The organism is Modestobacter caceresii (assembly GCF_000761485.1).
In the GTDB taxonomy this organism is placed as follows: Bacteria; Actinomycetota; Actinomycetes; order Mycobacteriales; family Geodermatophilaceae; genus Modestobacter; species Modestobacter caceresii.
The window spans coordinates 25801-46400 of sequence record NZ_JPMX01000019.1; the positions used below are offsets into that span (position 1 = coordinate 25801).

General features: G+C 69.4%; 34 protein-coding genes. 33 read left to right on the top strand and 1 reads right to left on the bottom strand.

Annotated elements, in window-relative coordinates; all coding sequences use genetic code 11:
* The first annotated feature begins 15 nt into the window (after positions 1-15).
* The 33 genes from tuf (at position 16) to truA (ending at position 19873) form a co-directional block, all read left to right on the top strand.
* Positions 16-1209, top strand: a complete 1194-nt coding sequence (tuf, locus tag IN07_RS05695) for an elongation factor Tu (protein ID WP_036334269.1) — start codon at positions 16-18, stop codon at positions 1207-1209.
* Positions 1210-1328: 119 nt separating this feature from the next.
* Positions 1329-1634, top strand: coding sequence for a 30S ribosomal protein S10 (gene rpsJ, locus IN07_RS05700; protein WP_014742859.1), 306 nt, complete (start codon positions 1329-1331; stop codon positions 1632-1634).
* Positions 1635-1648: 14 nt separating this feature from the next.
* Positions 1649-2314, top strand: coding sequence for a 50S ribosomal protein L3 (rplC, locus tag IN07_RS05705; RefSeq protein ID WP_036334270.1), 666 nt, complete (start codon positions 1649-1651; stop codon positions 2312-2314).
* Positions 2311-3099, top strand: coding sequence for a 50S ribosomal protein L4 (rplD, locus tag IN07_RS05710; RefSeq protein ID WP_036334272.1), 789 nt, complete (start codon positions 2311-2313; stop codon positions 3097-3099). The genes rplC and rplD overlap by 4 nt, the downstream gene beginning before the upstream one ends.
* Positions 3096-3398 (top strand): 50S ribosomal protein L23, encoded by a 303-nt coding sequence (rplW, locus tag IN07_RS05715; protein ID WP_014742856.1) that lies wholly within the window; start codon positions 3096-3098, stop codon positions 3396-3398. Before rplD ends, rplW begins: the two co-directional genes overlap by 4 nt.
* Before the next feature lie 54 nt (positions 3399-3452).
* On the top strand, positions 3453-4286 hold the full coding sequence (rplB, locus tag IN07_RS05720) for a 50S ribosomal protein L2 (protein ID WP_036334274.1): 834 nt from the start codon (positions 3453-3455) through the stop codon (positions 4284-4286).
* A gap of 23 nt (positions 4287-4309) precedes the next feature.
* Positions 4310-4591: a 30S ribosomal protein S19 gene (gene rpsS, locus IN07_RS05725; protein WP_036334275.1), complete on the top strand. Its 282-nt coding sequence runs from the start codon at positions 4310-4312 to the stop codon at positions 4589-4591.
* Positions 4592-4619: 28 nt separating this feature from the next.
* On the top strand, positions 4620-5087 hold the full coding sequence (rplV, locus tag IN07_RS05730) for a 50S ribosomal protein L22 (protein WP_036334276.1): 468 nt from the start codon (positions 4620-4622) through the stop codon (positions 5085-5087).
* On the top strand, positions 5087-6016 hold the full coding sequence (rpsC, locus tag IN07_RS05735; RefSeq protein WP_036334278.1) for a 30S ribosomal protein S3: 930 nt from the start codon (positions 5087-5089) through the stop codon (positions 6014-6016). Before rplV ends, rpsC begins: the two co-directional genes overlap by 1 nt.
* Positions 6017-6019: 3 nt before the next feature.
* Positions 6020-6436: a 50S ribosomal protein L16 gene (gene rplP, locus IN07_RS05740; protein ID WP_014742851.1), complete on the top strand. Its 417-nt coding sequence runs from the start codon at positions 6020-6022 to the stop codon at positions 6434-6436.
* Complete coding sequence (gene rpmC, locus IN07_RS05745; protein WP_014742850.1) at positions 6436-6669, top strand: 50S ribosomal protein L29; 234 nt, start codon at positions 6436-6438, stop codon at positions 6667-6669. Before rplP ends, rpmC begins: the two co-directional genes overlap by 1 nt.
* The gene (gene rpsQ, locus IN07_RS05750; protein WP_036334280.1) at positions 6666-6968 is read left to right on the top strand and encodes a 30S ribosomal protein S17; all 303 of its coding nucleotides are present in this window, start codon (positions 6666-6668) and stop codon (positions 6966-6968) included. Before rpmC ends, rpsQ begins: the two co-directional genes overlap by 4 nt.
* 200 nt (positions 6969-7168) lie before the next feature.
* Positions 7169-7537 (top strand): 50S ribosomal protein L14, encoded by a 369-nt coding sequence (gene rplN / locus IN07_RS05755; protein ID WP_026844850.1) that lies wholly within the window; start codon positions 7169-7171, stop codon positions 7535-7537.
* A gap of 2 nt (positions 7538-7539) precedes the next feature.
* Entirely contained in the window at positions 7540-7887 is a 348-nt protein-coding gene (gene rplX, locus IN07_RS05760) for a 50S ribosomal protein L24 (RefSeq protein ID WP_442928849.1), read from the top strand.
* A gap of 5 nt (positions 7888-7892) precedes the next feature.
* Positions 7893-8477: a 50S ribosomal protein L5 gene (gene rplE, locus IN07_RS05765; RefSeq protein WP_036334284.1), complete on the top strand. Its 585-nt coding sequence runs from the start codon at positions 7893-7895 to the stop codon at positions 8475-8477.
* 32 nt (positions 8478-8509) lie between these two features.
* On the top strand, positions 8510-8695 hold the full coding sequence (locus tag IN07_RS05770) for a type Z 30S ribosomal protein S14 (RefSeq protein ID WP_036334286.1): 186 nt from the start codon (positions 8510-8512) through the stop codon (positions 8693-8695).
* A 133-nt stretch (positions 8696-8828) separates the two neighbouring features.
* Positions 8829-9239 (top strand): 30S ribosomal protein S8, encoded by a 411-nt coding sequence (gene rpsH, locus IN07_RS05775; RefSeq protein ID WP_036334288.1) that lies wholly within the window; start codon positions 8829-8831, stop codon positions 9237-9239.
* Positions 9240-9254: 15 nt separating this feature from the next.
* On the top strand, positions 9255-9794 hold the full coding sequence (gene rplF, locus IN07_RS05780; protein ID WP_036334290.1) for a 50S ribosomal protein L6: 540 nt from the start codon (positions 9255-9257) through the stop codon (positions 9792-9794).
* Positions 9794-10210 (top strand): 50S ribosomal protein L18, encoded by a 417-nt coding sequence (gene rplR, locus IN07_RS05785; RefSeq protein WP_081975217.1) that lies wholly within the window; start codon positions 9794-9796, stop codon positions 10208-10210. The genes rplF and rplR overlap by 1 nt, the downstream gene beginning before the upstream one ends.
* Before the next feature lie 37 nt (positions 10211-10247).
* Positions 10248-10889, top strand: a complete 642-nt coding sequence (rpsE, locus tag IN07_RS05790; protein WP_036334292.1) for a 30S ribosomal protein S5 — start codon at positions 10248-10250, stop codon at positions 10887-10889.
* A 1-nt stretch (position 10890) separates the two neighbouring features.
* The gene (gene rpmD / locus IN07_RS05795; protein ID WP_036334294.1) at positions 10891-11073 is read left to right on the top strand and encodes a 50S ribosomal protein L30; all 183 of its coding nucleotides are present in this window, start codon (positions 10891-10893) and stop codon (positions 11071-11073) included.
* 25 nt (positions 11074-11098) lie between these two features.
* The gene (gene rplO, locus IN07_RS05800) at positions 11099-11542 is read left to right on the top strand and encodes a 50S ribosomal protein L15 (RefSeq protein WP_036334296.1); all 444 of its coding nucleotides are present in this window, start codon (positions 11099-11101) and stop codon (positions 11540-11542) included.
* Positions 11543-11736: 194 nt separating this feature from the next.
* Positions 11737-13047: a preprotein translocase subunit SecY gene (gene secY / locus IN07_RS05805; RefSeq protein WP_036334297.1), complete on the top strand. Its 1311-nt coding sequence runs from the start codon at positions 11737-11739 to the stop codon at positions 13045-13047.
* Positions 13047-13667 (top strand): adenylate kinase, encoded by a 621-nt coding sequence (locus tag IN07_RS05810; protein WP_036334298.1) that lies wholly within the window; start codon positions 13047-13049, stop codon positions 13665-13667. Before secY ends, IN07_RS05810 begins: the two co-directional genes overlap by 1 nt.
* A gap of 81 nt (positions 13668-13748) precedes the next feature.
* Positions 13749-14552, top strand: a complete 804-nt coding sequence (gene map / locus IN07_RS05815) for a type I methionyl aminopeptidase (RefSeq protein ID WP_036334360.1) — start codon at positions 13749-13751, stop codon at positions 14550-14552.
* A 292-nt stretch (positions 14553-14844) separates the two neighbouring features.
* The gene (gene infA, locus IN07_RS05820; protein ID WP_012950459.1) at positions 14845-15066 is read left to right on the top strand and encodes a translation initiation factor IF-1; all 222 of its coding nucleotides are present in this window, start codon (positions 14845-14847) and stop codon (positions 15064-15066) included.
* A gap of 71 nt (positions 15067-15137) precedes the next feature.
* Complete coding sequence (rpmJ, locus tag IN07_RS05825; RefSeq protein WP_014742835.1) at positions 15138-15251, top strand: 50S ribosomal protein L36; 114 nt, start codon at positions 15138-15140, stop codon at positions 15249-15251.
* Between the two features lie 14 nt (positions 15252-15265).
* The gene (rpsM, locus tag IN07_RS05830) at positions 15266-15640 is read left to right on the top strand and encodes a 30S ribosomal protein S13 (protein ID WP_036334299.1); all 375 of its coding nucleotides are present in this window, start codon (positions 15266-15268) and stop codon (positions 15638-15640) included.
* 128 nt (positions 15641-15768) lie between these two features.
* The gene (gene rpsK, locus IN07_RS05835) at positions 15769-16176 is read left to right on the top strand and encodes a 30S ribosomal protein S11 (RefSeq protein WP_026844840.1); all 408 of its coding nucleotides are present in this window, start codon (positions 15769-15771) and stop codon (positions 16174-16176) included.
* A 35-nt stretch (positions 16177-16211) separates the two neighbouring features.
* Positions 16212-16838 carry a 30S ribosomal protein S4 gene (gene rpsD, locus IN07_RS05840; protein WP_036334300.1) on the top strand — a complete coding sequence of 209 codons (627 nt, stop codon included), beginning with the start codon at positions 16212-16214 and terminating at the stop codon, positions 16836-16838.
* Positions 16839-16965: 127 nt separating this feature from the next.
* Complete coding sequence (locus IN07_RS05845; RefSeq protein ID WP_036334302.1) at positions 16966-18033, top strand: DNA-directed RNA polymerase subunit alpha; 1068 nt, start codon at positions 16966-16968, stop codon at positions 18031-18033.
* Between the two features lie 169 nt (positions 18034-18202).
* Complete coding sequence (gene rplQ, locus IN07_RS27025; RefSeq protein WP_036334303.1) at positions 18203-19000, top strand: 50S ribosomal protein L17; 798 nt, start codon at positions 18203-18205, stop codon at positions 18998-19000.
* A gap of 36 nt (positions 19001-19036) precedes the next feature.
* Positions 19037-19873: a tRNA pseudouridine(38-40) synthase TruA gene (gene truA, locus IN07_RS05855; RefSeq protein WP_197058369.1), complete on the top strand. Its 837-nt coding sequence runs from the start codon at positions 19037-19039 to the stop codon at positions 19871-19873.
* A 42-nt stretch (positions 19874-19915) separates the two neighbouring features.
* Here the strand turns inward: truA and IN07_RS05860 are convergent, their stop codons facing one another.
* A complete protein-coding gene (locus IN07_RS05860) occupies positions 19916-20581 on the bottom strand; it encodes an NAD(P)H-binding protein (RefSeq protein WP_036334305.1) in 666 nt (221 codons plus the stop codon).
* Between the last annotated feature and the right edge of the window lie 19 nt (positions 20582-20600).

The window sequence follows — 20600 nt, forward strand, 5'->3', positions numbered from 1 at the left end:
GACGAGAGGAACCCAGTGGCCAAGGCCAAGTTCGAGCGGACCAAGCCGCACGTCAACATCGGCACCATCGGGCACATCGACCACGGCAAGACGACGCTGACCGCGGCGATCACCAAGGTGCTGCACGACAAGTTCCCGAACCTCAACGAGGCGTCCGCGTTCGACATGATCGACAAGGCGCCCGAGGAGAAGGCTCGCGGCATCACGATCTCGATCGCCCACGTCGAGTACCAGACCGAGAACCGGCACTACGCGCACGTCGACTGCCCCGGGCACGCCGACTACATCAAGAACATGATCACCGGTGCCGCGCAGATGGACGGCGCCATCCTGGTGGTCGCCGCCACCGACGGCCCGATGCCGCAGACCAAGGAGCACGTGCTCCTGGCCCGCCAGGTCGGCGTCCCCTACATCGTGGTGGCGCTGAACAAGGCCGACATGGTCGACGACGAGGAGATCCTCGAGCTCGTCGAGCTGGAGGTCCGCGAGCTGCTGTCCGAGTACGAGTTCCCGGGCGACGACGTCCCCGTGGTCCGCGTCTCGGCGCTGAAGGCCCTCGAGGGCGACGCCGAGTGGGGCGACAAGCTCATGGAGCTCATGAACGCCGTCGACACGGCGATCCCCGAGCCCGAGCGTGAGATCGACAAGCCGTTCCTCATGCCCGTCGAGGACGTCTTCACGATCACCGGCCGTGGCACGGTCGTCACCGGCCGCGTCGAGCGCGGCATCGTCAAGGTCTCCGAGGAGATCGAGATCGTCGGCATCCGCCCGAACTCGACCAAGACGACCGTCACCGGCGTCGAGATGTTCCGCAAGCTGCTCGACCAGGGCCAGGCCGGGGACAACGTCGGCCTGCTGCTGCGCGGCATCAAGCGCGAGGACGTCGAGCGTGGCCAGGTCGTCGTGAAGCCGGGTTCCATCACCCCGCACACGAACTTCGAGGGCTCGGTCTACATCCTCTCGAAGGACGAGGGTGGTCGGCACACGCCGTTCTTCAACAACTACCGTCCGCAGTTCTACTTCCGGACGACGGACGTCACCGGCGTCGTCACGCTGCCTGCGGGCACCGAGATGGTCATGCCGGGTGACAACACCGAGATGTCGGTGGAGCTGATCCAGCCCATCGCCATGGAGGAAGGCCTGCGCTTCGCGATCCGCGAGGGTGGCCGCACCGTCGGCGCCGGCCGGGTCGTCAAGATCAACCAGTGACACCTCGACGGGCGGCGGCCGGTTCGGCCGCCGCCCGTCAACCGGGTCGGGAGACCCGACCCCGGGTCAGCAGACCCACTTGTACTTTCACAACCGATCGGCAGGAGCGAAGACAACCGATGGCGGGACAGAAGATCCGCATCCGGCTGAAGGCCTACGACCACGAGGCCATCGATGCCTCGGCTCGGCGCATCGTGGACACGGTGACGAAGACCGGAGCGCGCGTCGTCGGCCCGGTGCCGCTGCCGACGGAGAAGAACGTGTACTGCGTCATCCGCTCGCCGCACAAGTACAAGGACTCGCGCGAGCACTTCGAGATGCGTACGCACAAGCGGCTCATCGACATCCTCGACCCGACGCCGAAGACGGTCGACGCGCTGATGCGCATCGACCTGCCGGCCTCGGTCGACGTCAACATCCAGTAAGGGCTGTCCCAGACATGGCGAGCACATTCCGTGGTCTCCTCGGCGAGAAGCTGGGGATGACCCAGGTATTCGACGAGAACAACCGCATCGTGCCGGTGACCGTCATCAAGGCGGGCCCGTGCGTGGTCACCCAGGTGCGCACCCCTGAGAAGGACGGCTACTCCGCCGTCCAGCTCGGTTTCGGTGCGATCGACCCCCGCAAGGTGAACAAGCCCGAGGGCGGGCACTTCGCCAAGGCAGGCGTCACCCCGCGACGGCACCTGGTCGAGCTGCGCACCGAGGACGCCGCCGACTACTCGGTCGGGCAGGAGCTGACCGCCGAGGTCTTCTCCGACGTGGCCAAGGTCGACGTCATCGGCACCAGCAAGGGCAAGGGCACCGCCGGCGTCATGAAGCGTCACGGCTTCAAGGGCCTCGGCGCCGGCCACGGCACCCACCGCAAGCACCGCGCCCCCGGCTCGATCGGCGGGGCCTCCACCCCGGGTCGTGTCTTCAAGGGCGTCCGCATGGCCGGGCGCATGGGCGCGGTCACCACGACCACGCTCTCGCTGAAGGTCCACCAGGTCGACACGGAGAAGGGCCTGGTCCTGATCAAGGGCGCTGTCCCCGGTCCGCGCGGCGGGCTCCTGCTCGTCCGTTCCGCGGTCAAGGGCGGCCCCGTAGGGAGTGACGCGAAGTGACCGTATCGACATCGGCAGGTCCGGTCGGCACCCGGTCCGACCGCCAGGTCGACGTCCGGACGCCGGCGGGGGAGACCTCCGGCAGCGTCACGCTGCCCGGCGAGCTGTTCGACGCCCCGGCCAACGTCTCGCTGCTGCACCAGGTCGTCGTGGCCCAGCTGGCCGCGGCCCGCCAGGGCACGCACTCGACCAAGACGCGTGCCCAGGTCAGCGGTACCGGCGCCAAGCCGTACCGCCAGAAGGGCACCGGCCGTGCCCGTCAGGGTTCGCTGCGTTCGCCGCAGTTCACCGGCGGTGGCATCTCGCACGGTCCGCAGCCGCGGAACTACGAGCAGAAGACGCCCAAGAAGATGAAGGCCGCCGCCCTGCGCGGTGCCCTCTCCGACCGGGCTCGTGACGGCCGCGTGCACGTCGTCTCCGCGTTCGTCGACGGCGACGCGCCCTCGACCAAGGCCGCGCTCAAGGTCCTGGACGCGATCAGCACCGCCAAGCGCGTGCTGGTCGTCCTCGACCGCGACGACGTCCTCAACTGGGTCAGCCTGCGCAACGTGCCGCGGGTGCACCTGATCGAGGCCGGTCAGCTGAACACCTACGACGTGCTGGTGTCCGACGAGGTCGTCTTCACCGAGACCGCGCTCACCGAGTACGTCACCGGCCCGGCCCGGGGCGGCAAGGGCGCGGCCTCCTCGGCCGAGCTCCCCGACCTGGAGACCCACGAGATCGACGGCGACGTGCCCTCGATCGCGCCGGCCACCACGACCGAGACGTCCGAGGAGAAGGCATGAGCGTCCGCGACCCCCGGGACGTGCTGCTGTCCCCGGTCATCTCGGAGAAGAGCTACGGGCTGCTGGACGAGAACAAGTACACGTTCATCGTCCGGCCCGACGCGAACAAGACCCAGATCAAGATCGCTGTGCAGCAGGTCTTCAACGTGAAGGTCCTCGCCGTCAACACGATCAACCGCCAGGGGAAGAGGAAGCGCTCCAAGGGCGCTGTGATGGGGAAGCGCAAGGACACCAAGCGCGCCATCGTCTCCGTTGCCCCCGGTGACCGCATCGAGCTCTTCGGTGGACCCGGCGCCTGAGCGCCGGTGACCACCGATCGGACCAGAGAGAACAGACAGGGACTCTGAGGAACCATGGCCATCCGTAAGTACAAGCCGACGACGCCGGGCCGCCGCGGCTCGTCCGTCGCCGACTTCGCCGAGGTCACCCGCGACCATCCCGAGAAGTCGCTGGTCCGACCGCTGCACGGTCGTGGCGGGCGCAACGTCCACGGTCGTGTGACTGCTCGTCACCAGGGCGGTGGGCACAAGCGCGCCTACCGCCTCATCGACTTCCGCCGGGCCGACAAGGACGGTGTGCCGGCCAAGGTCGCGCACATCGAGTACGACCCGAACCGCACCTCGCGCATCGCGCTGCTGCACTTCGCCGACGGGGAGAAGCGCTACATCATCGCCCCGGCGAAGCTGAAGCAGGGCGACACGGTCGAGTGCGGCCCGGCGGCCGACATCAAGCCGGGCAACAACCTGCCGCTGCGCAACATCCCGGTCGGCACGGTCATCCACGCCATCGAGCTGCGGCCCGGTGGCGGGGCCAAGATCGCCCGCTCGGCCGGCACCAGCGTCCAGCTGGTCGCCCGTGAGGGTCGTTTCGCCCAGCTGCGGATGCCCTCGGGCGAGATCCGCAACGTCGACGTCCGCTGCCGCGCCACCATCGGCGAGGTCGGCAACGCCGAGCAGTCGAACATCAACTGGGGCAAGGCCGGCCGGATGCGGTGGAAGGGCAAGCGCCCGACCGTCCGTGGTGTCGCCATGAACCCGGTGGACCACCCGCACGGTGGTGGTGAGGGCAAGACCTCCGGTGGCCGGCACCCGGTCAACCCGAAGGGCAAGCCGGAGGGCCGGACGCGCAAGCGCAAGGCCAGTGATGCCCTGATCGTGCGCCGCCGGCGCACCAACAAGAAGCGCTGAGCGGGTAGAGGAGTCCGACAGACATGCCACGCAGCCTCAAGAAGGGCCCGTTCGTCGACGACCACCTGCTCGCCAAGGTGGACGTCCAGAACGACAAGGGCACCAAGAACGTCATCCGCACCTGGTCGCGGCGTTCGACGATCATCCCCGACATGCTCGGGCACACGATCGCCGTGCACGACGGCCGCAAGCACGTCCCGGTGTTCGTCACCGAGGCGATGGTCGGGCACAAGCTCGGCGAGTTCGCGCCCACGCGCACCTTCCGTGGGCACGTCAAGGACGACCGCCGGTCGCGGCGCGGCTGAGCGACGACCAGGTAGAGAAGAGACCCAGATGACTTCCCAGTTGGGACAGGAGATGCCGGTCGCCCGGGCCACGGCCCGGTTCGTCAGCGTCACCCCCATGAAGGCCCGCCGGGTGGTGGACATGATCCGCTACCTGCCGACCGACGAGGCCCTGGCACTGCTGCGCTTCACCCCGCAGACCGCCAGCGAGCCGGTGGCCAAGGTCGTCGCCAGCGCGGTCGCCAACGCCGAGCACAACCTGCAGTTGGACCCCGCAGCGCTGGTCGTCAGCGCCGCGTTCGTCGACGAGGGCCCCACGCTCAAGCGGATCCGTCCGCGTGCGCAGGGCCGGGCGTTCCGCATCAACAAGCGGACCAGCCACATCACCGTCGAGGTGACCGAGGTGAGCTCGAGCGCTGAGCTGGCACTGCGGTCGCGCAAGGCACGTCGGGAGACCGGGCAGTCTGGCCCGGCCACCCAGCAGCAGAAGAGCAACACGAGGGGAGGGACCCGCTAGTGGGTCAGAAGGTCAACCCGCACGGGTTCCGGCTCGGCATCACCACCGACTACAAGTCCCGGTGGTACGCGGACAAGCTGTACGCCGACTACGTCAAGGAAGACGTGGCCATCCGGAAGCTCATGGGCAAGGGCATGGAGCGCGCCGGTATCTCGAAGGTGGAGATCGAGCGCACCCGTGACCGGGTCCGAGTGGACATCCACACCGCCCGGCCGGGCATCGTCATCGGTCGCCGTGGTGCGGAGGCCGACCGCATCCGCGGTGAGCTGGAGAAGCTCACCGGCAAGCAGGTGCAGCTGAACATCCTCGAGGTGAAGAACCCCGAGTCCGACGCGCAGCTGGTCGCCCAGGGTGTCGCCGAGCAGCTCTCCAGCCGGGTCAGCTTCCGTCGTGCCATGCGCAAGGCGATGCAGTCCGCGCAGCGCAGCCCGCAGGTCAAGGGCATCCGGGTGCAGTGCTCGGGTCGCCTCGGCGGCACCGAGATGAGCCGTTCGGAGTTCTATCGCGAAGGCCGCGTGCCGCTGCACACGCTCCGGGCGAACATCGACTACGGCATCTACGAGGCCCGCACGACCTTCGGCCGCATCGGTGTGAAGGTCTGGATTTACAAGGGCGACGCCAGCGGTTCGCGCGCGGAGCGGGAGGCCCTCGAGGCCCTCGCGCAGCGTCAGCAGCGCCGTGAGCGCGCCCAGCGTCCCCAGCGGCGGTCCGGCTCGTCCGGCACCACTGCCGGGGGCACCGAGGCAGGCCGCGCTGCGGCTGACGCCCCGGTCTCCACCGAGCAGCCGGCCGAGGCTCCCGCGGACGCCACCAGCGCCGTCGCCGTCGTCTCGGGTGAGGCTGCTCCCGCGCAGAGCATCGGCGAGGCCGCTGGTGCCGAGGGCACCGCGGCCGCGAAGGCCGCCGGCGCCGAGAACACGGAGGGCTGACCAGTGCTCATCCCACGTCGGGTCAAGCACCGCAAGCAGCACCACCCCGACCGCACCGGGCGGGCCAAGGGCGGCACCGCGATCAACTTCGGTGACTTCGCGATCCAGGCTCTCGAGCCCGCGTACGTGACCAACCGGCAGATCGAGTCCGCTCGTATCGCCATGACGCGTCACATCAAGCGTGGCGGCAAGGTGTGGATCTCGATCTACCCCGACCGCCCGCTGACGAAGAAGCCGGCCGAGACCCGCATGGGTTCCGGCAAGGGCTCGCCCGAGTGGTGGGTGGCGAACGTCAAGCCCGGTCGGATCATGTTCGAGCTGTCGGGTGTCGCCGAGCCGGTGGCCCGCGAGGCCATGCGCCGCGCGATCCACAAGCTCCCCATGAAGTGCCGCTTCATCACTCGCGAAGGAGAGGTGTGATGGCCGCCGGCCTCACTGCGCCTGAGCTGCGCGAGCTGTCCGCCGACGAGCTGGCCACCCGGCTGCGCGAGTCGCGCGAAGAGCTGTTCAACCTGCGGTTCCAGGTGGCCACCGGCCAGCTGGACAACAACCGGCGACTGCAGACCGTCCGCCGCGACATCGCCCGGATCTACACGATCATGCGCGAGCGCGAGCTCGGTCTCTCGGTCGCCCCGAACGAGGGTGTCGCATGAGCGAGGTCACCAACACCGCCGATACCTCGACCGGCCCCGGCCTGGCCGGGCGTGGCTACCGCAAGGTCCGTGAGGGCCTGGTCGTCAGCGACAAGATGGACAAGACCATCGTCGTCGAGGTCGAGGACCGCGTGAAGCACGGGCTGTACGGCAAGGTTCTGCGTCGCACCAGCAAGCTGAAGGCGCACGACGAGCAGAACACCGCCGGCATCGGCGACCGGGTGCAGATCATGGAGACGCGCCCCACCTCCGCCACCAAGCGGTGGCGTCTGGTGACGGTCGTGGAGAAGGCCAAGTAAGAAGTCGACAACCGGCCTCTCGGGGTCGGTGAGCAGGGAGTACCCTGGACGACTGGTGCGCTCTTCGGAGCTCGCCGCATCCCGGTACCCGTGCACGGACGCACCGGCGGCGCTCGCTGCCGGTGCGTCCGCACGTGGGTGCCGGACAGCCGGTTCACCGATCCGGTCCGGCTGTCGCCACTCAGATTCAGGAGCAGGAAGTGATCCAGCAGGAGTCGCGGCTCAGGGTCGCCGACAACACCGGGGCCAAGGAGATCTTGTGCATCCGCGTGCTCGGTGGCTCGGGGCGTCGCTACGCGGGCATCGGTGACGTCATCGTCGCCACCGTTAAGGACGCGCTGCCGGGCGCAGGCGTCAAGAAGGGCGATGTGGTCAAGGCCGTCATCGTCCGCACGGTCAAGGAGCGCCGTCGTCCGGACGGCTCCTACATCCGCTTCGACGAGAACGCCGCGGTGATCATCCGCGACAGCGGCGACCCGCGCGGCACGCGCATCTTCGGCCCCGTCGGCCGGGAGCTGCGCGACAAGCGCTTCATGCGGATCATCTCGCTCGCTCCGGAGGTGTTGTGATCATGGCTCAGCCGACGAGCGGGAAGACCCCGTCGATGAAGGTCAAGAAGGGCGACTCCGTCGTCGTCCTGGCCGGCAAGGACAAGGGTGCCAAGGGCCGCGTCATCGCGGCCTTCCCCCGGACCCAGAAGGTCCTGGTGGAGGGCATCGGCCGGGTGAAGAAGCACACCCGGATCAGCACCACCCAGCGCGGTGCCCAGCAGGGCGGGATCGTCACGCAGGAGGCCGCCATCCACGTGAGCAACGTGATGGTGATCGACTCCGAGGACAAGCCGACCCGGGTCGGTTACCGCAAGGACGAGGAAGGCCGCAACATCCGGGTCTCGCGGCGCACCGGTAAGGACCTCTGATCACCATGAGCGCACCCACCCGTGAGCTGCCCCGCATGCTGGCCCGGTACCGCGAGGAGATCGCGCCGGCCCTCCAGTCCGAGTTCGGCTACCCCAACGTCATGCAGATCCCCGGTCTCGTGAAGATCGTGGTCAACATGGGCGTCGGCGAGGCCACCCGTGACGCCAAGTTGATGGACGGCGCGGTCCGCGACCTCACCGCCATCACCGGCCAGAAGCCCGCCGTCGTGCGGGCCCGGAAGTCGATCGCGCAGTTCAAGCTGCGCGAGGGCATGCCGATCGGCGCGAAGGTGACCCTCCGCGGCGACCGCATGTGGGAGTTCCTGGACCGGCTGCTGTCGCTGGCCCTGCCCCGCATCCGTGACTTCCGTGGCCTGAACCCCAAGCAGTTCGACGGCCACGGCAACTACACGTTCGGTCTGACCGAGCAGTCGATGTTCCGCGAGATCGACGTCGACAAGATCGACCGGCCCCGCGGCATGGACATCACCCTGGTGACCACCGCCACCACCGACGAGGAGGGCCGGGAGCTGCTGTCGCTGCTCGGGTTCCCCTTCGCCGGCCAGACCGTCGTGAACGCCACCCGCTGACGCGGTCTGCGTAGAAGGTAGGAGACCAAGAGATGGCCAAGAAGGCCCTTGTCAACAAGGCGGCTCGCACGCCGAAGTTCGCCGTCCGCGGCTACACCCGTTGCCAGCGGTGCGGCCGGCCGCACGCGGTCTTCCGCAAGTTCGGCCTGTGCCGGATCTGCCTGCGGGAGATGGCGCACGCGGGCGAGCTGCCCGGCGTGACCAAGTCGAGCTGGTAACAGACGCAGTACGGCCCGCCCCGCACGGGGCGGGCCACTCGCTCCCGGGTACGCCCCGGAGCACCACCCACGTCGCCGAGAGGCCCGCGCACGACAGCGTGCGGAACCGCGGTGAGAGAGGCACGACGCACCCATGACGATGACCGACCCGATCGCGGACATGCTCACGCGGATCCGCAACGCCAACCAGGCGTACCACGACGCCGCGGCCATGCCGTCGTCGAAGCTCAAGACGAAGGTCGCCGCGATCCTCCAGCAGGAGGGCTACATCGGCGGCTGGACCGTCAACGACGTCGAGGTCGAGGGCCACGTCCGCAAGGAGCTCGTGGTCTCCCTCAAGTACGGCCCGAACCGCGAGCGCAGCATCGCCGGTGTCCGTCGGGTGTCCAAGCCCGGCCTGCGTGTCTACGCGAAGTCGACTGCCCTGCCCAAGGTCCTGGGCGGCCTCGGGGTGGCGATCATCTCCACCTCCACCGGGCTGCTGACCGACAAGCAGGCGAACAAGAAGGGCGTGGGTGGGGAAGTCCTCGCCTACGTCTGGTAAGAGGAGCGAGCAGACATGTCACGGATCGGACGACTCCCGATTCCGGTGCCGAGCGGGGTTGACGTCGCCATCGACGGGCGAACGGTCAACGTCTCAGGCCCGAAGGGGAAGCTCAGCCACACGCTGGCAGCTCCCATCACCGTCGAGCACGGTGAGAACGGCGCGCTGCTGGTGCAGCGTCCCAACGACGAGCGCGAGAGCCGGGCCCTGCACGGCCTGTCCCGCTCGCTCATCGCCAACATGATCACCGGCGTCACCCAGGGGTACGAGAAGACCCTGGAGATCGTCGGCGTCGGCTACCGCGTGCAGGCCCGTGGGTCGGACCTCGAGTTCGCCCTCGGCTTCAGCCACCCGGTGCTGGTGAAGGCCCCCGAGGGGATCTCCTTCACCGTCGAGGCCCCCACCCGCCTGCGGGTGAGCGGCATCGACAAGCAGCAGGTCGGCGAGGTCTCCGCCAAGATCCGCAAGATCCGCAAGCCCGACCCGTACAAGGGCAAGGGCGTGCGGTACCAGGGCGAGGTCGTCAAGCGCAAGGTCGGGAAGACGGGCAAGTGATGGCACAGGCAGCCAAGACCGAGAAGGGTGTCCGGGTGCACAAGCCCGTCGGCACCGATGTCAGCACCGCGCGCCGCGTCTCGCGGCTGCGCCGGCACAACCGCCTGCGCAAGCGGGTGGGTGGCACGCCGGAGCGCCCGCGTCTGGTCGTCAAGCGCAGCTCCCGGCACATCCACGTCCAGGTCGTCGACGACACCGTGGGCCGTACCCTGGCCAGTGCGTCGACCATGGACGCCAGCCTGAAGGGCGCGGAGGGCGACAAGTCCGCCCTCGCCCGGCAGGTCGGTGCCCTGGTCGCCGAGCGCGCCAAGGCCGCCGGCATCGCCGCCGTCGTCTTCGACCGTGGCGGCAACCGGTACGCCGGGCGCATCGCCGCCCTGGCGGACGGCGCCCGCGAAGGCGGGCTGGACTTCTGATGAGCACCATCACTGAGCAGATCGAGAGGGACGTCTGATGCCAGGACCACAGCGACGCGGCGGTGGCGCCGGCGGGACGGGTGGCCCCGGCGGTGCCGGCGGCGGCAACGACCGTCGTGACCGCCGTGACGGCGGCCGCGGCCCCGGTGGCGGTACCGCCGAGAAGAGCCAGTTCATCGAGCGCGTGGTGGCCATCAACCGCGTGTCGAAGGTCGTCAAGGGCGGTCGGCGCTTCAGCTTCACCGCGCTGGTCATCGTGGGCGACGGCAACGGCACCGTGGGTGTCGGCTACGGCAAGGCCAAGGAGGTGCCCGCGGCGATCGCCAAGGGCGTCGAGGAGGCCAAGAAGCACTTCTACAAGGTGCCCCGCATCGCCAGCACCATCCCGCACCCGGTGCAGGGTGAGGCGGCTGCTGGTGTCGTGCTGCTGAAGCCGGCCAGCCCCGGTACCGGTGTCATCGCCGGTGGTCCGGTGCGCGCCGTGCTCGAGTGCGCCGGCATCCACGACATCCTGTCCAAGAGCCTCGGGTCCTCGAACCCGATCAACATCGTCCACGCGACCATGCAGGCGCTGAAGGACCTCGTCCGTCCCGAGGAGATCGCGGCTCGCCGCGGTCTGCCCCTGGAGGACGTCGCCCCGGCCGCCATGCTGCGTGCGCGGGCCGGTCAGGGGGTCTGAGATGGCTCAGCTGAAGGTCACCCAGGTCAAGTCGGCCATCGGCACCAAGCCGAACCAGCGCGAGACGTTGCGTTCGCTCGGGCTGAAGCGGATCAACGACTCGGTCGTCCAGGAGGACCGTCCCGAGATCCGCGGGATGGTCGCGACGGTGCCGCACCTGGTCGCCGTCGAAGAGATCGTCTGAGCTTCGGGCGAGAAGGAATACAGACATGACTCTCAAGGTCCACCACCTGCGTCCGGCCCCCGGCGCTCACACCAAGAAGACCCGCGTGGGTCGTGGTGAGGGCTCCAAGGGCAAGACGGCCGGTCGCGGCACCAAGGGCTCCGGCGCTCGCGTGCAGGTCTCTGCCCGCTTCGAGGGTGGTCAGACCCCCCTCTTCATGCGGCTGCCGAAGCTCTCGGGCTTCAAGAACAACAACAAGGTCGTCTTCCAGGTCGTGAACCTGGACCGGATCGCCTCCCTGTTCCCGCAGGGCGGCACGATCGACCCGGAGACGCTGGCCGACGCCGGCGCCATCCGTCGCGGTCAGCCGGTCAAGGTCCTCGGCACGGGCGAGCTCGGCGGGGTGAAGGTCGACGTGCAGGCGCACGCCTTCTCCAAGTCCGCCGAGGAGAAGATCGGCGCTGCCGGGGGCAGCACCACCCAGATCTGACGAAGGACCCCTCTGCCCCCCGCCGTGAGCGCGCTCGCGGCGGGGGACGCAGGGGGGCTTTTGTCTGTCCGGCCGCCGGCCGGAGCGCCACCTGACCGTCGTCCGCGCGACTGGGCCCACCCCTCCGGGTGGGCGGGTCGCCGGAGCCACGGCCTGACGTTGATAGCCTCATAGGACCTACTCGGGGAGGGCACGTGCTGCAGGCGTTCGCCGCGGCGTTCCGGACGCCAGATCTCCGGCGCAAGCTGCTGTTCTCCCTGGCGCTGATCGCCGTCTACCGGCTGGGTGCCAGCATCCCCGGCCCAGGGGTCTCGACCGAGGCGATCAACAGATGTCTGGACCTGGCTGCGGCCTCCGACCAGCGGGACGTCTACTCGCTGGTCAACCTGTTCTCCGGCGGAGCGCTGCTCCGGCTGTCGGTCTTCGCGCTGGGCATCATGCCGTACATCACGGCGAGCATCATCGTCCAGCTGCTGGTCGTGGTCATCCCGCGGTTCGAGCAGTTGAAGAAGGAAGGGCAGTCGGGTCAGGCGAAACTGACCCAGTACACCCGCTACCTGACGATCGCCCTCGCCGTCCTGCAGAGCACCGGGATCATCGCCCTGGCCCGTAGCGGCCAGCTGTTCCCCAACTGCCCGCAGGACATCATCCCGTCGGACTCCGTCTGGACGACGGTCATCCTCGTCATCACGCTGACCGCCGGCACGGCCGTGATCATGTGGCTGGGCGAGCTCCTCACCGAGAAGGGGATCGGCAACGGCATGTCCGTGCTGATCTTCACCTCGATCGCCGCCCGGATCCCCGCCGAGGGCGGCGCGATCCTGCAGACCCGCGGTGCCTTCATCTTCACCGTCGTGTGCATCTTCGCCCTGGTCGTCATCGCCTCGGTGGTCTACGTCGAGCAGGCGCAGCGCCGCATCCCGGTGCAGTACGCCAAGCGGATGGTCGGACGCCGGATGTACGGCGGCACGTCGACCTACCTGCCGCTGAAGGTGAACCAGGCCGGCGTCATCCCGGTCATCTTCGCCTCCTCGTTGCTGTACCTGCCGCAGTTGCTCAGCCAGCTGCAGAGCGACTCGAGCGGCCCGGTCCGCCGGTTCTTCGAGAACTACGTGATCAACCAGAGCAGCCCGGTGCACATCGCCATCTACTTCGGGCTGATCATCTTCTTCACGTACTTCTACGTGTCGATCACGTTCAACCCCGAAGAGCGCGCCGACGACATGAAGCGCTACGGCGGCTTCATCCCGGGCATCCGCCCCGGTCGGCCCACTGCGGAGTACCTGCAGTACGTGCTGTCCCGGATCACCCTGCCGGGGTCCATCTACCTCGGGTTGGTGGCAGTGTTGCCCAACCTGTTCCTCTCGATCACCCAAGAGGGACAGAACCAGAACTTCCCGTTCGGCGGGACCGCGGTGCTGATCATGGTGGGAGTGGGCTTGGAGACGGTGAAGCAGATCGAGACGCAGTTGAACCAGCGCAGCTACGAAGGGTTCCTCCGCTAGTGCGCGTCGTGCTGCTGGGCCCTCCCGGAGCTGGCAAGGGGACCCAGGCCCAGATCATCGCCGAGCGGCTCGGTGTGCCCGCGATCTCGACGGGCGACATCTTCCGGGCCAACGTCAGTGGTCAGACCGAACTGGGCCGACAGGCCAAGGCCTACATGGACTCCGGTGACCTGGTGCCCGACGAGATCACCGTCGCGATGGTCTCCGACCGCCTGGCCGAGTCCGATGCGAAGGCCGGCTTCCTGCTCGACGGCTTCCCGCGCACCATCGCCCAGGCCGAGCAGCTGCGTGACTCCCTCGCGGAGATGGGCCACGCGCTGGACAGGTGCCTGGAGCTCGTCGTCGACGAGGACGAGCTCGTGCGCCGGCTCTCCGGGCGCCGGATGCTGGTGGACGGTGAGTGGGTCCAGCGGGACGACGACAAGCCGGAGACCGTGCGGCACCGTCTCGAGGTCTACCGGGAACAGACGGCGCCGCTGGCCGGGTTCTACGAAGAGGTCGGGCTGCTCAGCCAGATCAACGCCATCGGGGAGGTCGACGAGGTCACCCGGCGCGCCCTGGAGGCCCTCGGTGCCGAGGAAGCGCTGGCCGACGAGCCCGACGACGAGTCCGGTCGCTGAGTCCCCGAGGTCCCGGTGAACGGTGACCGCAGTGCGGCGTGGGCGGCCCGGCTGCCGTTGCTGGCGAAGTGGAGTGGACGCATGATCCAGATCAAGACAGCACACGAGATCGAGCTCATGCGAGCCTCCGGACTGGTCACCGCGGGGGCCCTCAAGGCCGTCCGCGCGGCCGTGCGTCCCGGGGTGACCACCGGCGAGCTCGACGCGATCGCCGAGGACCACATCCGGTCGTGCGGGGCCGTGCCCAACTTCCTCGGGTACCACGGCTTCACCGGCACCATCTGTGCGTCGATCAACGACGAGGTGGTGCACGGCATCCCGAACCCCGACCGGACGCTCGCCGAGGGCGACAACATCTCCATCGACTGTGGCGCCATCCTGCAGGGCTGGCACAGCGACTCCGCGATCACGGTCCCGGTGGGGACACCGTCCGCCGAGGACGCGGCTCTGCTGGAGGTCACCGAGCGGTCGATGTGGGCAGGGCTGGCGAAGGCTGTCGCCGGCGGCCGGCTGACCGACATCAGCCACGCGGTGGAGGAGTCGATCACCGCGCACGAGCACCCCTACGGGATCGTCGACCACTACGGCGGTCACGGCATCGGCACGGAGATGCACCAGGACCCGCACGTGCTGAACTACGGGCGTGCGGGGCGTGGGCCCAAGCTCGTCCCCGGCCTGGCACTGGCCATCGAGCCGATGGTCACCATCGGTGACCCGGCCACCGTGGAGCTGGACGACGGCTGGACCGTGGTCACCAAGGACGGCTCACGGGCCGCGCACTTCGAGCACAGCGTCGCCATCACGCCAGAGGGCCCGTGGGTCCTCACGGCCGAGGACGGCGGCGTTGCCGGCCTCGCGCCGTTCGGGGTCACGCCCCGCTCCTGACCGGCTCCCTCCGGACGCTCTCTGCGCGCGAGCAGAGGGTGCTGGGGGGCGAGAGGGGTCCGTCACCCTGGCCCGGGTTGGAGCCCTGGTGCTGTGGGGAGTACAGTGGCCGATGGCGTTCGCGCCGTCCGTCGTCGTGCTGTGGCCGTACGCCGAGGGACGCCCTCAGCGAGATCGCCCGTTCCACTGTGCCCGACACGTCGAGTGCAGCCAGCAAGGAATCCCGCACCACCGCCCTGTCGCTCCGGCATGGGCGCATGCAGATCCGATCGAACGAGGAGGCCGTGTAGGCGTGGCTAAGAAGGACGGGGCCATCGAGGTCGAGGGTCGTGTCGTCGAGCCGCTGCCCAACGCGATGTTCCGGGTCGAACTGCAGAACGGGCACCGGGTGCTCGCCCACATCAGCGGCAAGATGCGGCAGCACTACATCCGGATCCTGCCCGAGGACCGCGTCGTCGTGGAGCTCTCGCCCTACGACCTGACGCGCGGCCGCATCGTCTACCGCTACAAGTAACCCGCTGCCGGTCCGGGTCCCCACGGGGTCCGGGGGTCGGCGCACGATCTACAGGAATGAGGGCGGCACCGGTGAAGGTCCAGCCGTCGGTGAAGAAGATCTGTGACAAGTGCAAGGTGATCCGCCGGCACGGCCGGGTCATGGTCATCTGCGAGAACGCCCGGCACAAGCAGCGCCAGGGCTGAGGGAGTACCAGACAATGGCACGACTTGCTGGCGTCGACCTTCCCCGCGAGAAGCGGATGGAGATCGCGCTCACCTACATCTACGGGATCGGGCCGACCTCGGCCAAGGCGACCCTGGCCGCAACGGGCGTCAGCCCGGACCTGCGCGCCAAGGACCTGACCGACGAGGACCTGCTCAAGCTGCGCGACTACATCGACGAGCACTTCCGCGTCGAGGGTGACCTGCGCCGTGAGGTGGCCGCCGACATCCGCCGCAAGGTGGAGATCGGTTGCTACCAGGGTCTGCGGCACCGCCGCGGCCTGCCGGTGCACGGTCAGCGCACCAAGACGAACGCGCGCTCGAGCAAGGGCCCGCGCAAGACCATCGCGGGCAAGAAGAAGGCCCGCTGATCTCAGCACGTCGGCGCACCGTCGCGGGTCCGTAGGGCCGGACCGGCGGTGCGCCTGAGCACGACCGCCCCCTCGGCTAGGACCGGGTGGGCGACCAGGCCACGAACACAGACTCAGACCGGAGAGAGATGCCTCCCAGGGCTCGCGCGGCAGCTGGCACCAAGAAGGTGCGCCGCAAGGAGAAGAAGAACGTCGCCCATGGTGCGGCGCACATCAAGAGCACCTTCAACAACACGATCGTGTCGATCACCGACCCCACGGGCAACGTGATCAGCTGGGCCTCGGCCGGGCACGTCGGGTTCAAGGGCTCCCGCAAGTCCACGCCGTTCGCGGCGCAGATGGCTGCGGAGAACGCCGCACGCAAGGCGCAGGAGCACGGCATGCGCAAGGTCGACGTCTTCGTGAAGGGCCCGGGCTCCGGTCGGGAGACCGCGATCCGCTCGCTGCAGGCCACCGGCCTCGAAGTGGGTCAGATCCAGGACGTGACGCCTCAGCCGCACAACGGCTGCCGCCCCAAGAAGCGCCGCCGGGTCTGACCGGTCACTGACGAGACGAACTAGGAGTACCTGACGTGGCCCGTTACACCGGAGCCGACTGCCGTCTGTGCAGGCGCGAGAAGATGAAGCTGTTCCTCAAGGGCAGCAAGTGCGAGTCCGCGAAGTGCCCGATCGAGATCCGGCCCTACCCGCCGGGCGAGCACGGCCGCGGTCGCAGCAAGGACAGCGAGTACCTGCTCCAGCTGCGCGAGAAGCAGAAGGCCCGCCGCATCTACGGCGTGCTGGAGAAGCAGTTCCGCGGTTACTACGAAGAGGCGAACAAGAAGTCGGGCAAGACCGGTGAGGTCCTGCTGCAGATCCTCGAGTCCCGCCTCGACAACGTGGTCTACCGGGCCGGCTTCGCCGAGTCCCGTGACATGGCCCGCCAGCTGGTGCGCCACGGTCACATCAAGGTCAACGGTCGCAAGGTCGACATCCCGTCCTACCGGGTGAGCGCCAACGACATCCTCGAGGTGGCTGCGAAGTCCGCCGAGATGGTGCCGTTCCAGCTCGCCCAGGCCAAGGCCGGCTCTCGTCCCGTGCCGCCGTGGCTGGAGGTCATCTCCTCGCAGCTGAAGGTGTTGGTCCACAACATCCCGGCGCGCCAGGTGATCGACACCCCGGTCCAGGAGCAGCTGATCGTCGAGCTCTACTCGAAGTGATCGGCCGGTAGGACAGCACGACTGCAGGACCAGCACGACGGCGGGACGGGCGGACCGATGTCCGTCCCGCCGGCACCACCCCCTCACGGCGTCATATGGCGGGTGCCGGAGGACCTGAAGGAGAACCATGCTCATCGCACAGCGTCCGACCCTCGCCGAGGAGACCATCGACGCCCAGCGCTCGCGGTTCGTCATCGAGCCGCTCGAGCCGGGTTTCGGTTACACCCTCGGCAACTCGCTGCGTCGCACCCTGCTGTCCTCGATCCCCGGCGCTGCTGTCACCAGCATCCGGATCGAGGGCACCCTGCACGAGTTCACCACCGTGCCGGGGGTCAAGGAGGACGTCACCGAGATCATCCTGAACCTCAAGGGCCTCGTGGTCAGCTCCGACTCCGACGAGCCGGTGACCATGTACCTGCGCAAGCAGGGTCCTGGTGAGGTCACGGCGGCGGACATCGCCCCGCCGGCCGGCGTCGAGGTGCACAACCCCGACCTGCACATCGCCACGCTGAACGCGAAGGGCCGGCTGGAGATCGAGCTGGTCGTCGAGCGCGGTCGCGGCTACGTGCCGGCCACTCAGAACAAGCAGCCAGGCCAGGAGATCGGCCGCATCCCCGTCGACTCCATCTACTCGCCGGTGCTGAAGGTGACCTACGCGGTCGAGGCGACCCGTGTCGAGCAGCGCACCGACTTCGACCGGCTCGTGGTCGACGTCGAGACGAAGCCGTCGATGGAGCCCCGGGACGCGATCGCCAGCGCCGGCTCGACCCTGGTCGAGCTGTTCGGCCTGCTGCGTGAGCTGAACGTCGACGCGGAGGGCATCGAGGTCGGGCCCAGCCCGGCCGAGGCCGCCGACATCGCCAACTTCTCGATGCCCATCGAGGACATGGACCTCACGGTGCGGTCCTACAACTGCCTCAAGCGCGAGGGCGTGCACACCGTCGGTGAGCTCGTCACCCGCTCCGAGGCCGACCTGCTCGACATCCGCAACTTCGGCGCGAAGTCGATCGACGAGGTCAAGCTCAAGCTGGCCGCGATGGGCCTGGCTCTCAAGGACAGCCCCCCCGGGTTCGTCCCCACCTCGGTGGAGAGCTACGACGAGGGCTACGAGACCGACGCCTACCAGGGCGACGCAGCCTTCGGTGACCCCGCCACCTTCGACGAGGGCACCTACCAGGAGACCGAGCAGCTCTGACAGGCTGTTCGTGATCCGGGGCGCGGCCGGTGGGGGAGACCCTGCCGGCCGAGCCCCGCACCGAGCACTGAGCACGGCCATCCCCACGGTGGCCCAGCAGCACGCAGCACTGCGATGTGGACGACGCAGCCGGCACACGCCCCGCCCGGCCGCCTGAGGAAGGACCGACATGCCCACCCCCACCAAGGGCCCCCGTCTCGGCGGCTCTCCCGCGCACGAGCGGCTGATGCTGGCCAACATGGCCACCTCGCTGTTCGAGCACGGGCGGATCACCACCACCGAGGCCAAGGCCAAGCGGCTGCGGCCGCTGGCCGAGAAGCTGGTCACCTTCGCCAAGCGCGGTGACCTGCACGCCCGTCGGCAGGTGCTGACGACGATCCGGGACAAGGACGTCGTGCACCACCTGTTCGCCGAGATCGGCCCGCGCTTCGCCGACCGTCCCGGTGGCTACACGCGCATCGTCAAGGTCGGTCCCCGCAAGGGTGACAACGCGCCGATGGCGATCATCGAGCTGGTCGAGGGCCAGACGGTGGCGCAGCAGGCCGTCGGCGAGGCCGAGCGCGCCCGCGGCACCCGGTTCGCTGCCGGCGCCGGTGCATCCGCCGCCGCCGGTGAGGTGACCGCTGACGCCCCCGAGGTGTCGGACGGCGACCTGACCGATGATGGCGTCACCACCGGCCCCGGCGGGGACACCAGCCCTGCGGTGACCGGTGGTGAGCCGGACGAGGCCGTGGCTGCCGGTCAGGAGGTCGTCGCCGACGTCTTCAACCCGGACGGCGACCGCCAGGACGACGGCAACGTCACCCCGCAGCCGACGTCCGAGAACCTGGCCGTCGTCGACGACCCGACGCTCAGCCCCGACGTGGCCGCTGCGGCGGCGGCCGAGGTCGAGGCCGCCGAGATCAGTGACGCGGCGACCGCGGGCACCCACGCCCCCGGTGGCGAGCCGGCCACCGACCCCAAGTGAGCTGAGACCGTTCTGGCGGTCTGATCCATGCAGGACATGCGCGCTGACGAGCCCGCCACCGATGCCGGTGGCGGGCTCGTCCGCGTCCGGTTGGCGATCTCCTACGACGGGACGGCGCTGCACGGCTGGGCCCGCCAGCCCGGTCTGCGCACCGTCCAGGGCGAGCTGGAACTGGCGCTGGCCACGGTGCTGCGGGTGGACGTGGACCTGACGGTCGCGGGCCGCACGGACGCCGGCGTGCACGCCACCGGTCAGGTCGCGCACGCCGACCTGCCCGGGGACCTCTTCACCTCCCACCAGGACCGGCTGTTGCGCCGCCTGCGAGGCGTCTTGTCCCCGGACATCGCCGTCACCTCGGCGGAGGCGGTCACAGCCGACTTCGACGCCCGGTTCTCCGCGCTGGCCCGGCACTACGTGTACCGCCTCACCGACGCCGACGCCGGCCCCCCGCCGCTGCGCCGGGCCGACACGGTCGGCTGGCCGCGCCGGTTGGACGTCGGTGCGATGCAGGCGGCGGCGCGCCTCCTCCTCGGGCAGCAGGACTTCGCCGCCTTCTGCCGGCGACGCGAGGGGGCGACCACGATCCGGACCCTGCTCGCCCTGGACGTCCAGCGCGACGGCGACCTGGTGGAGATCCGCGCGTCCGCCGACGCCTTCTGCCACTCGATGGTCCGCAGCCTGGTCGGTGCGCTGGGCGCCGTGGGCGAGGGGCGCCGGCCGGCGAAGTGGCCGTCGTCCCTGCTCTCCCGCAGTGAACGGGCCAACGACGTGCCGGTCGCGCCGGCCGGTGGCCTGACGTTGCTGCGGGTCGACTACCCGGACGACGCGGGCCTCGCGGCCCGGGCAGTGGTCACCCGGGCGAAGCGCAGTTGACCGGCGCCTGCCGCGCCCGCGAGGCCGTCCGTCGTCAGGACGTCAGGGGAGGGCGGCGACGGCCTCGGTGACCGGGGTGTCGCCGGAGAGCAGCTCGACCACGGCGCCGTCCTTCGGGTCGTCGAGCAGGGCCAGCAGCACGGCGGCGACGTCGTCACGGGGGACCTCGCCGCGGTCCGTGGTGTGCTCGAGCCGGACGCGTCCGGTGCCGGGGTCGTCGGTGAGGCTCCCCGGGCGGATGACCATGGGGGACAGGCCCTCGCGGGACAGCACGTGCTCCTCGGCTGCCAGCTTGGCCCGCAGGTAGGCGACGAACACCTCGTCCATGTCCTCGGGGGCGCCGTCCCCGGCCACCATCTCGACGCCGATCGACGAGACCAGCAGGTAGGGGCGGACGCCGGCCGCGACCGCTGCCTCGGCCAGCAGCACGGCGGCGCCGCGGTCGACGGAGTCCTTGCGCTCGATGCCGCTGTCCGGGCCACCGCCGGCGGCGAAGACCACGGCATCGGCGCCGGAGACGACGGCGGCGAGGTCCTCCACCGAGGCCTGCTCCAGGTCCAGCACCACCGGCTGTACCCCGTCGGACTCCAGGTCGGCCTGGTGGTCGGGGTTGCGGACGATGCCGACGGCGGTGTCCCCCCGCTGGCTCAGCAACCGGCCGAGGCGGCGGGCGATCTTCCCGTGGGCTCCTGCTGTGACGACGCGCATGGTGCGGCCCTACCCGCTG

Bases quoted from the DNA above. Each gene is read 5' to 3' on its own strand.
- rpsJ (WP_014742859.1), top strand. From the start codon at position 1,329: ATGGCGGGACAGAAGATCCGCATCCGGCTGAAGGCCTACGACCACGAG.
- rplC (WP_036334270.1), top strand. From the start codon at position 1,649: ATGGCGAGCACATTCCGTGGTCTCCTCGGCGAGAAGCTGGGGATGACC.
- rplW (WP_014742856.1), top strand. From the start codon at position 3,096: ATGAGCGTCCGCGACCCCCGGGACGTGCTGCTGTCCCCGGTCATCTCG.
- rplB (WP_036334274.1), top strand. From the start codon at position 3,453: ATGGCCATCCGTAAGTACAAGCCGACGACGCCGGGCCGCCGCGGCTCG.
- rpsS (WP_036334275.1), top strand. From the start codon at position 4,310: ATGCCACGCAGCCTCAAGAAGGGCCCGTTCGTCGACGACCACCTGCTC.
- rplV (WP_036334276.1), top strand. From the start codon at position 4,620: ATGACTTCCCAGTTGGGACAGGAGATGCCGGTCGCCCGGGCCACGGCC.
- rpmC (WP_014742850.1), top strand. From the start codon at position 6,436: ATGGCCGCCGGCCTCACTGCGCCTGAGCTGCGCGAGCTGTCCGCCGAC.
- rpsQ (WP_036334280.1), top strand. From the start codon at position 6,666: ATGAGCGAGGTCACCAACACCGCCGATACCTCGACCGGCCCCGGCCTG.
- rplX (WP_442928849.1), top strand. From the start codon at position 7,540: ATGGCTCAGCCGACGAGCGGGAAGACCCCGTCGATGAAGGTCAAGAAG.
- rplE (WP_036334284.1), top strand. From the start codon at position 7,893: ATGAGCGCACCCACCCGTGAGCTGCCCCGCATGCTGGCCCGGTACCGC.
- IN07_RS05770 (WP_036334286.1), top strand. From the start codon at position 8,510: ATGGCCAAGAAGGCCCTTGTCAACAAGGCGGCTCGCACGCCGAAGTTC.
- rpsH (WP_036334288.1), top strand. From the start codon at position 8,829: ATGACGATGACCGACCCGATCGCGGACATGCTCACGCGGATCCGCAAC.
- rplF (WP_036334290.1), top strand. From the start codon at position 9,255: ATGTCACGGATCGGACGACTCCCGATTCCGGTGCCGAGCGGGGTTGAC.
- rplR (WP_081975217.1), top strand. From the start codon at position 9,794: ATGGCACAGGCAGCCAAGACCGAGAAGGGTGTCCGGGTGCACAAGCCC.
- rpsE (WP_036334292.1), top strand. From the start codon at position 10,248: ATGCCAGGACCACAGCGACGCGGCGGTGGCGCCGGCGGGACGGGTGGC.
- rpmD (WP_036334294.1), top strand. From the start codon at position 10,891: ATGGCTCAGCTGAAGGTCACCCAGGTCAAGTCGGCCATCGGCACCAAG.
- rplO (WP_036334296.1), top strand. From the start codon at position 11,099: ATGACTCTCAAGGTCCACCACCTGCGTCCGGCCCCCGGCGCTCACACC.
- map (WP_036334360.1), top strand. From the start codon at position 13,749: ATGATCCAGATCAAGACAGCACACGAGATCGAGCTCATGCGAGCCTCC.
- rpsM (WP_036334299.1), top strand. From the start codon at position 15,266: ATGGCACGACTTGCTGGCGTCGACCTTCCCCGCGAGAAGCGGATGGAG.
- rpsK (WP_026844840.1), top strand. From the start codon at position 15,769: ATGCCTCCCAGGGCTCGCGCGGCAGCTGGCACCAAGAAGGTGCGCCGC.
- IN07_RS05845 (WP_036334302.1), top strand. From the start codon at position 16,966: ATGCTCATCGCACAGCGTCCGACCCTCGCCGAGGAGACCATCGACGCC.
- rplQ (WP_036334303.1), top strand. From the start codon at position 18,203: ATGCCCACCCCCACCAAGGGCCCCCGTCTCGGCGGCTCTCCCGCGCAC.
- truA (WP_197058369.1), top strand. From the start codon at position 19,037: ATGCGCGCTGACGAGCCCGCCACCGATGCCGGTGGCGGGCTCGTCCGC.
- IN07_RS05860 (WP_036334305.1), bottom strand. From the start codon at position 20,581: ATGCGCGTCGTCACAGCAGGAGCCCACGGGAAGATCGCCCGCCGCCTC.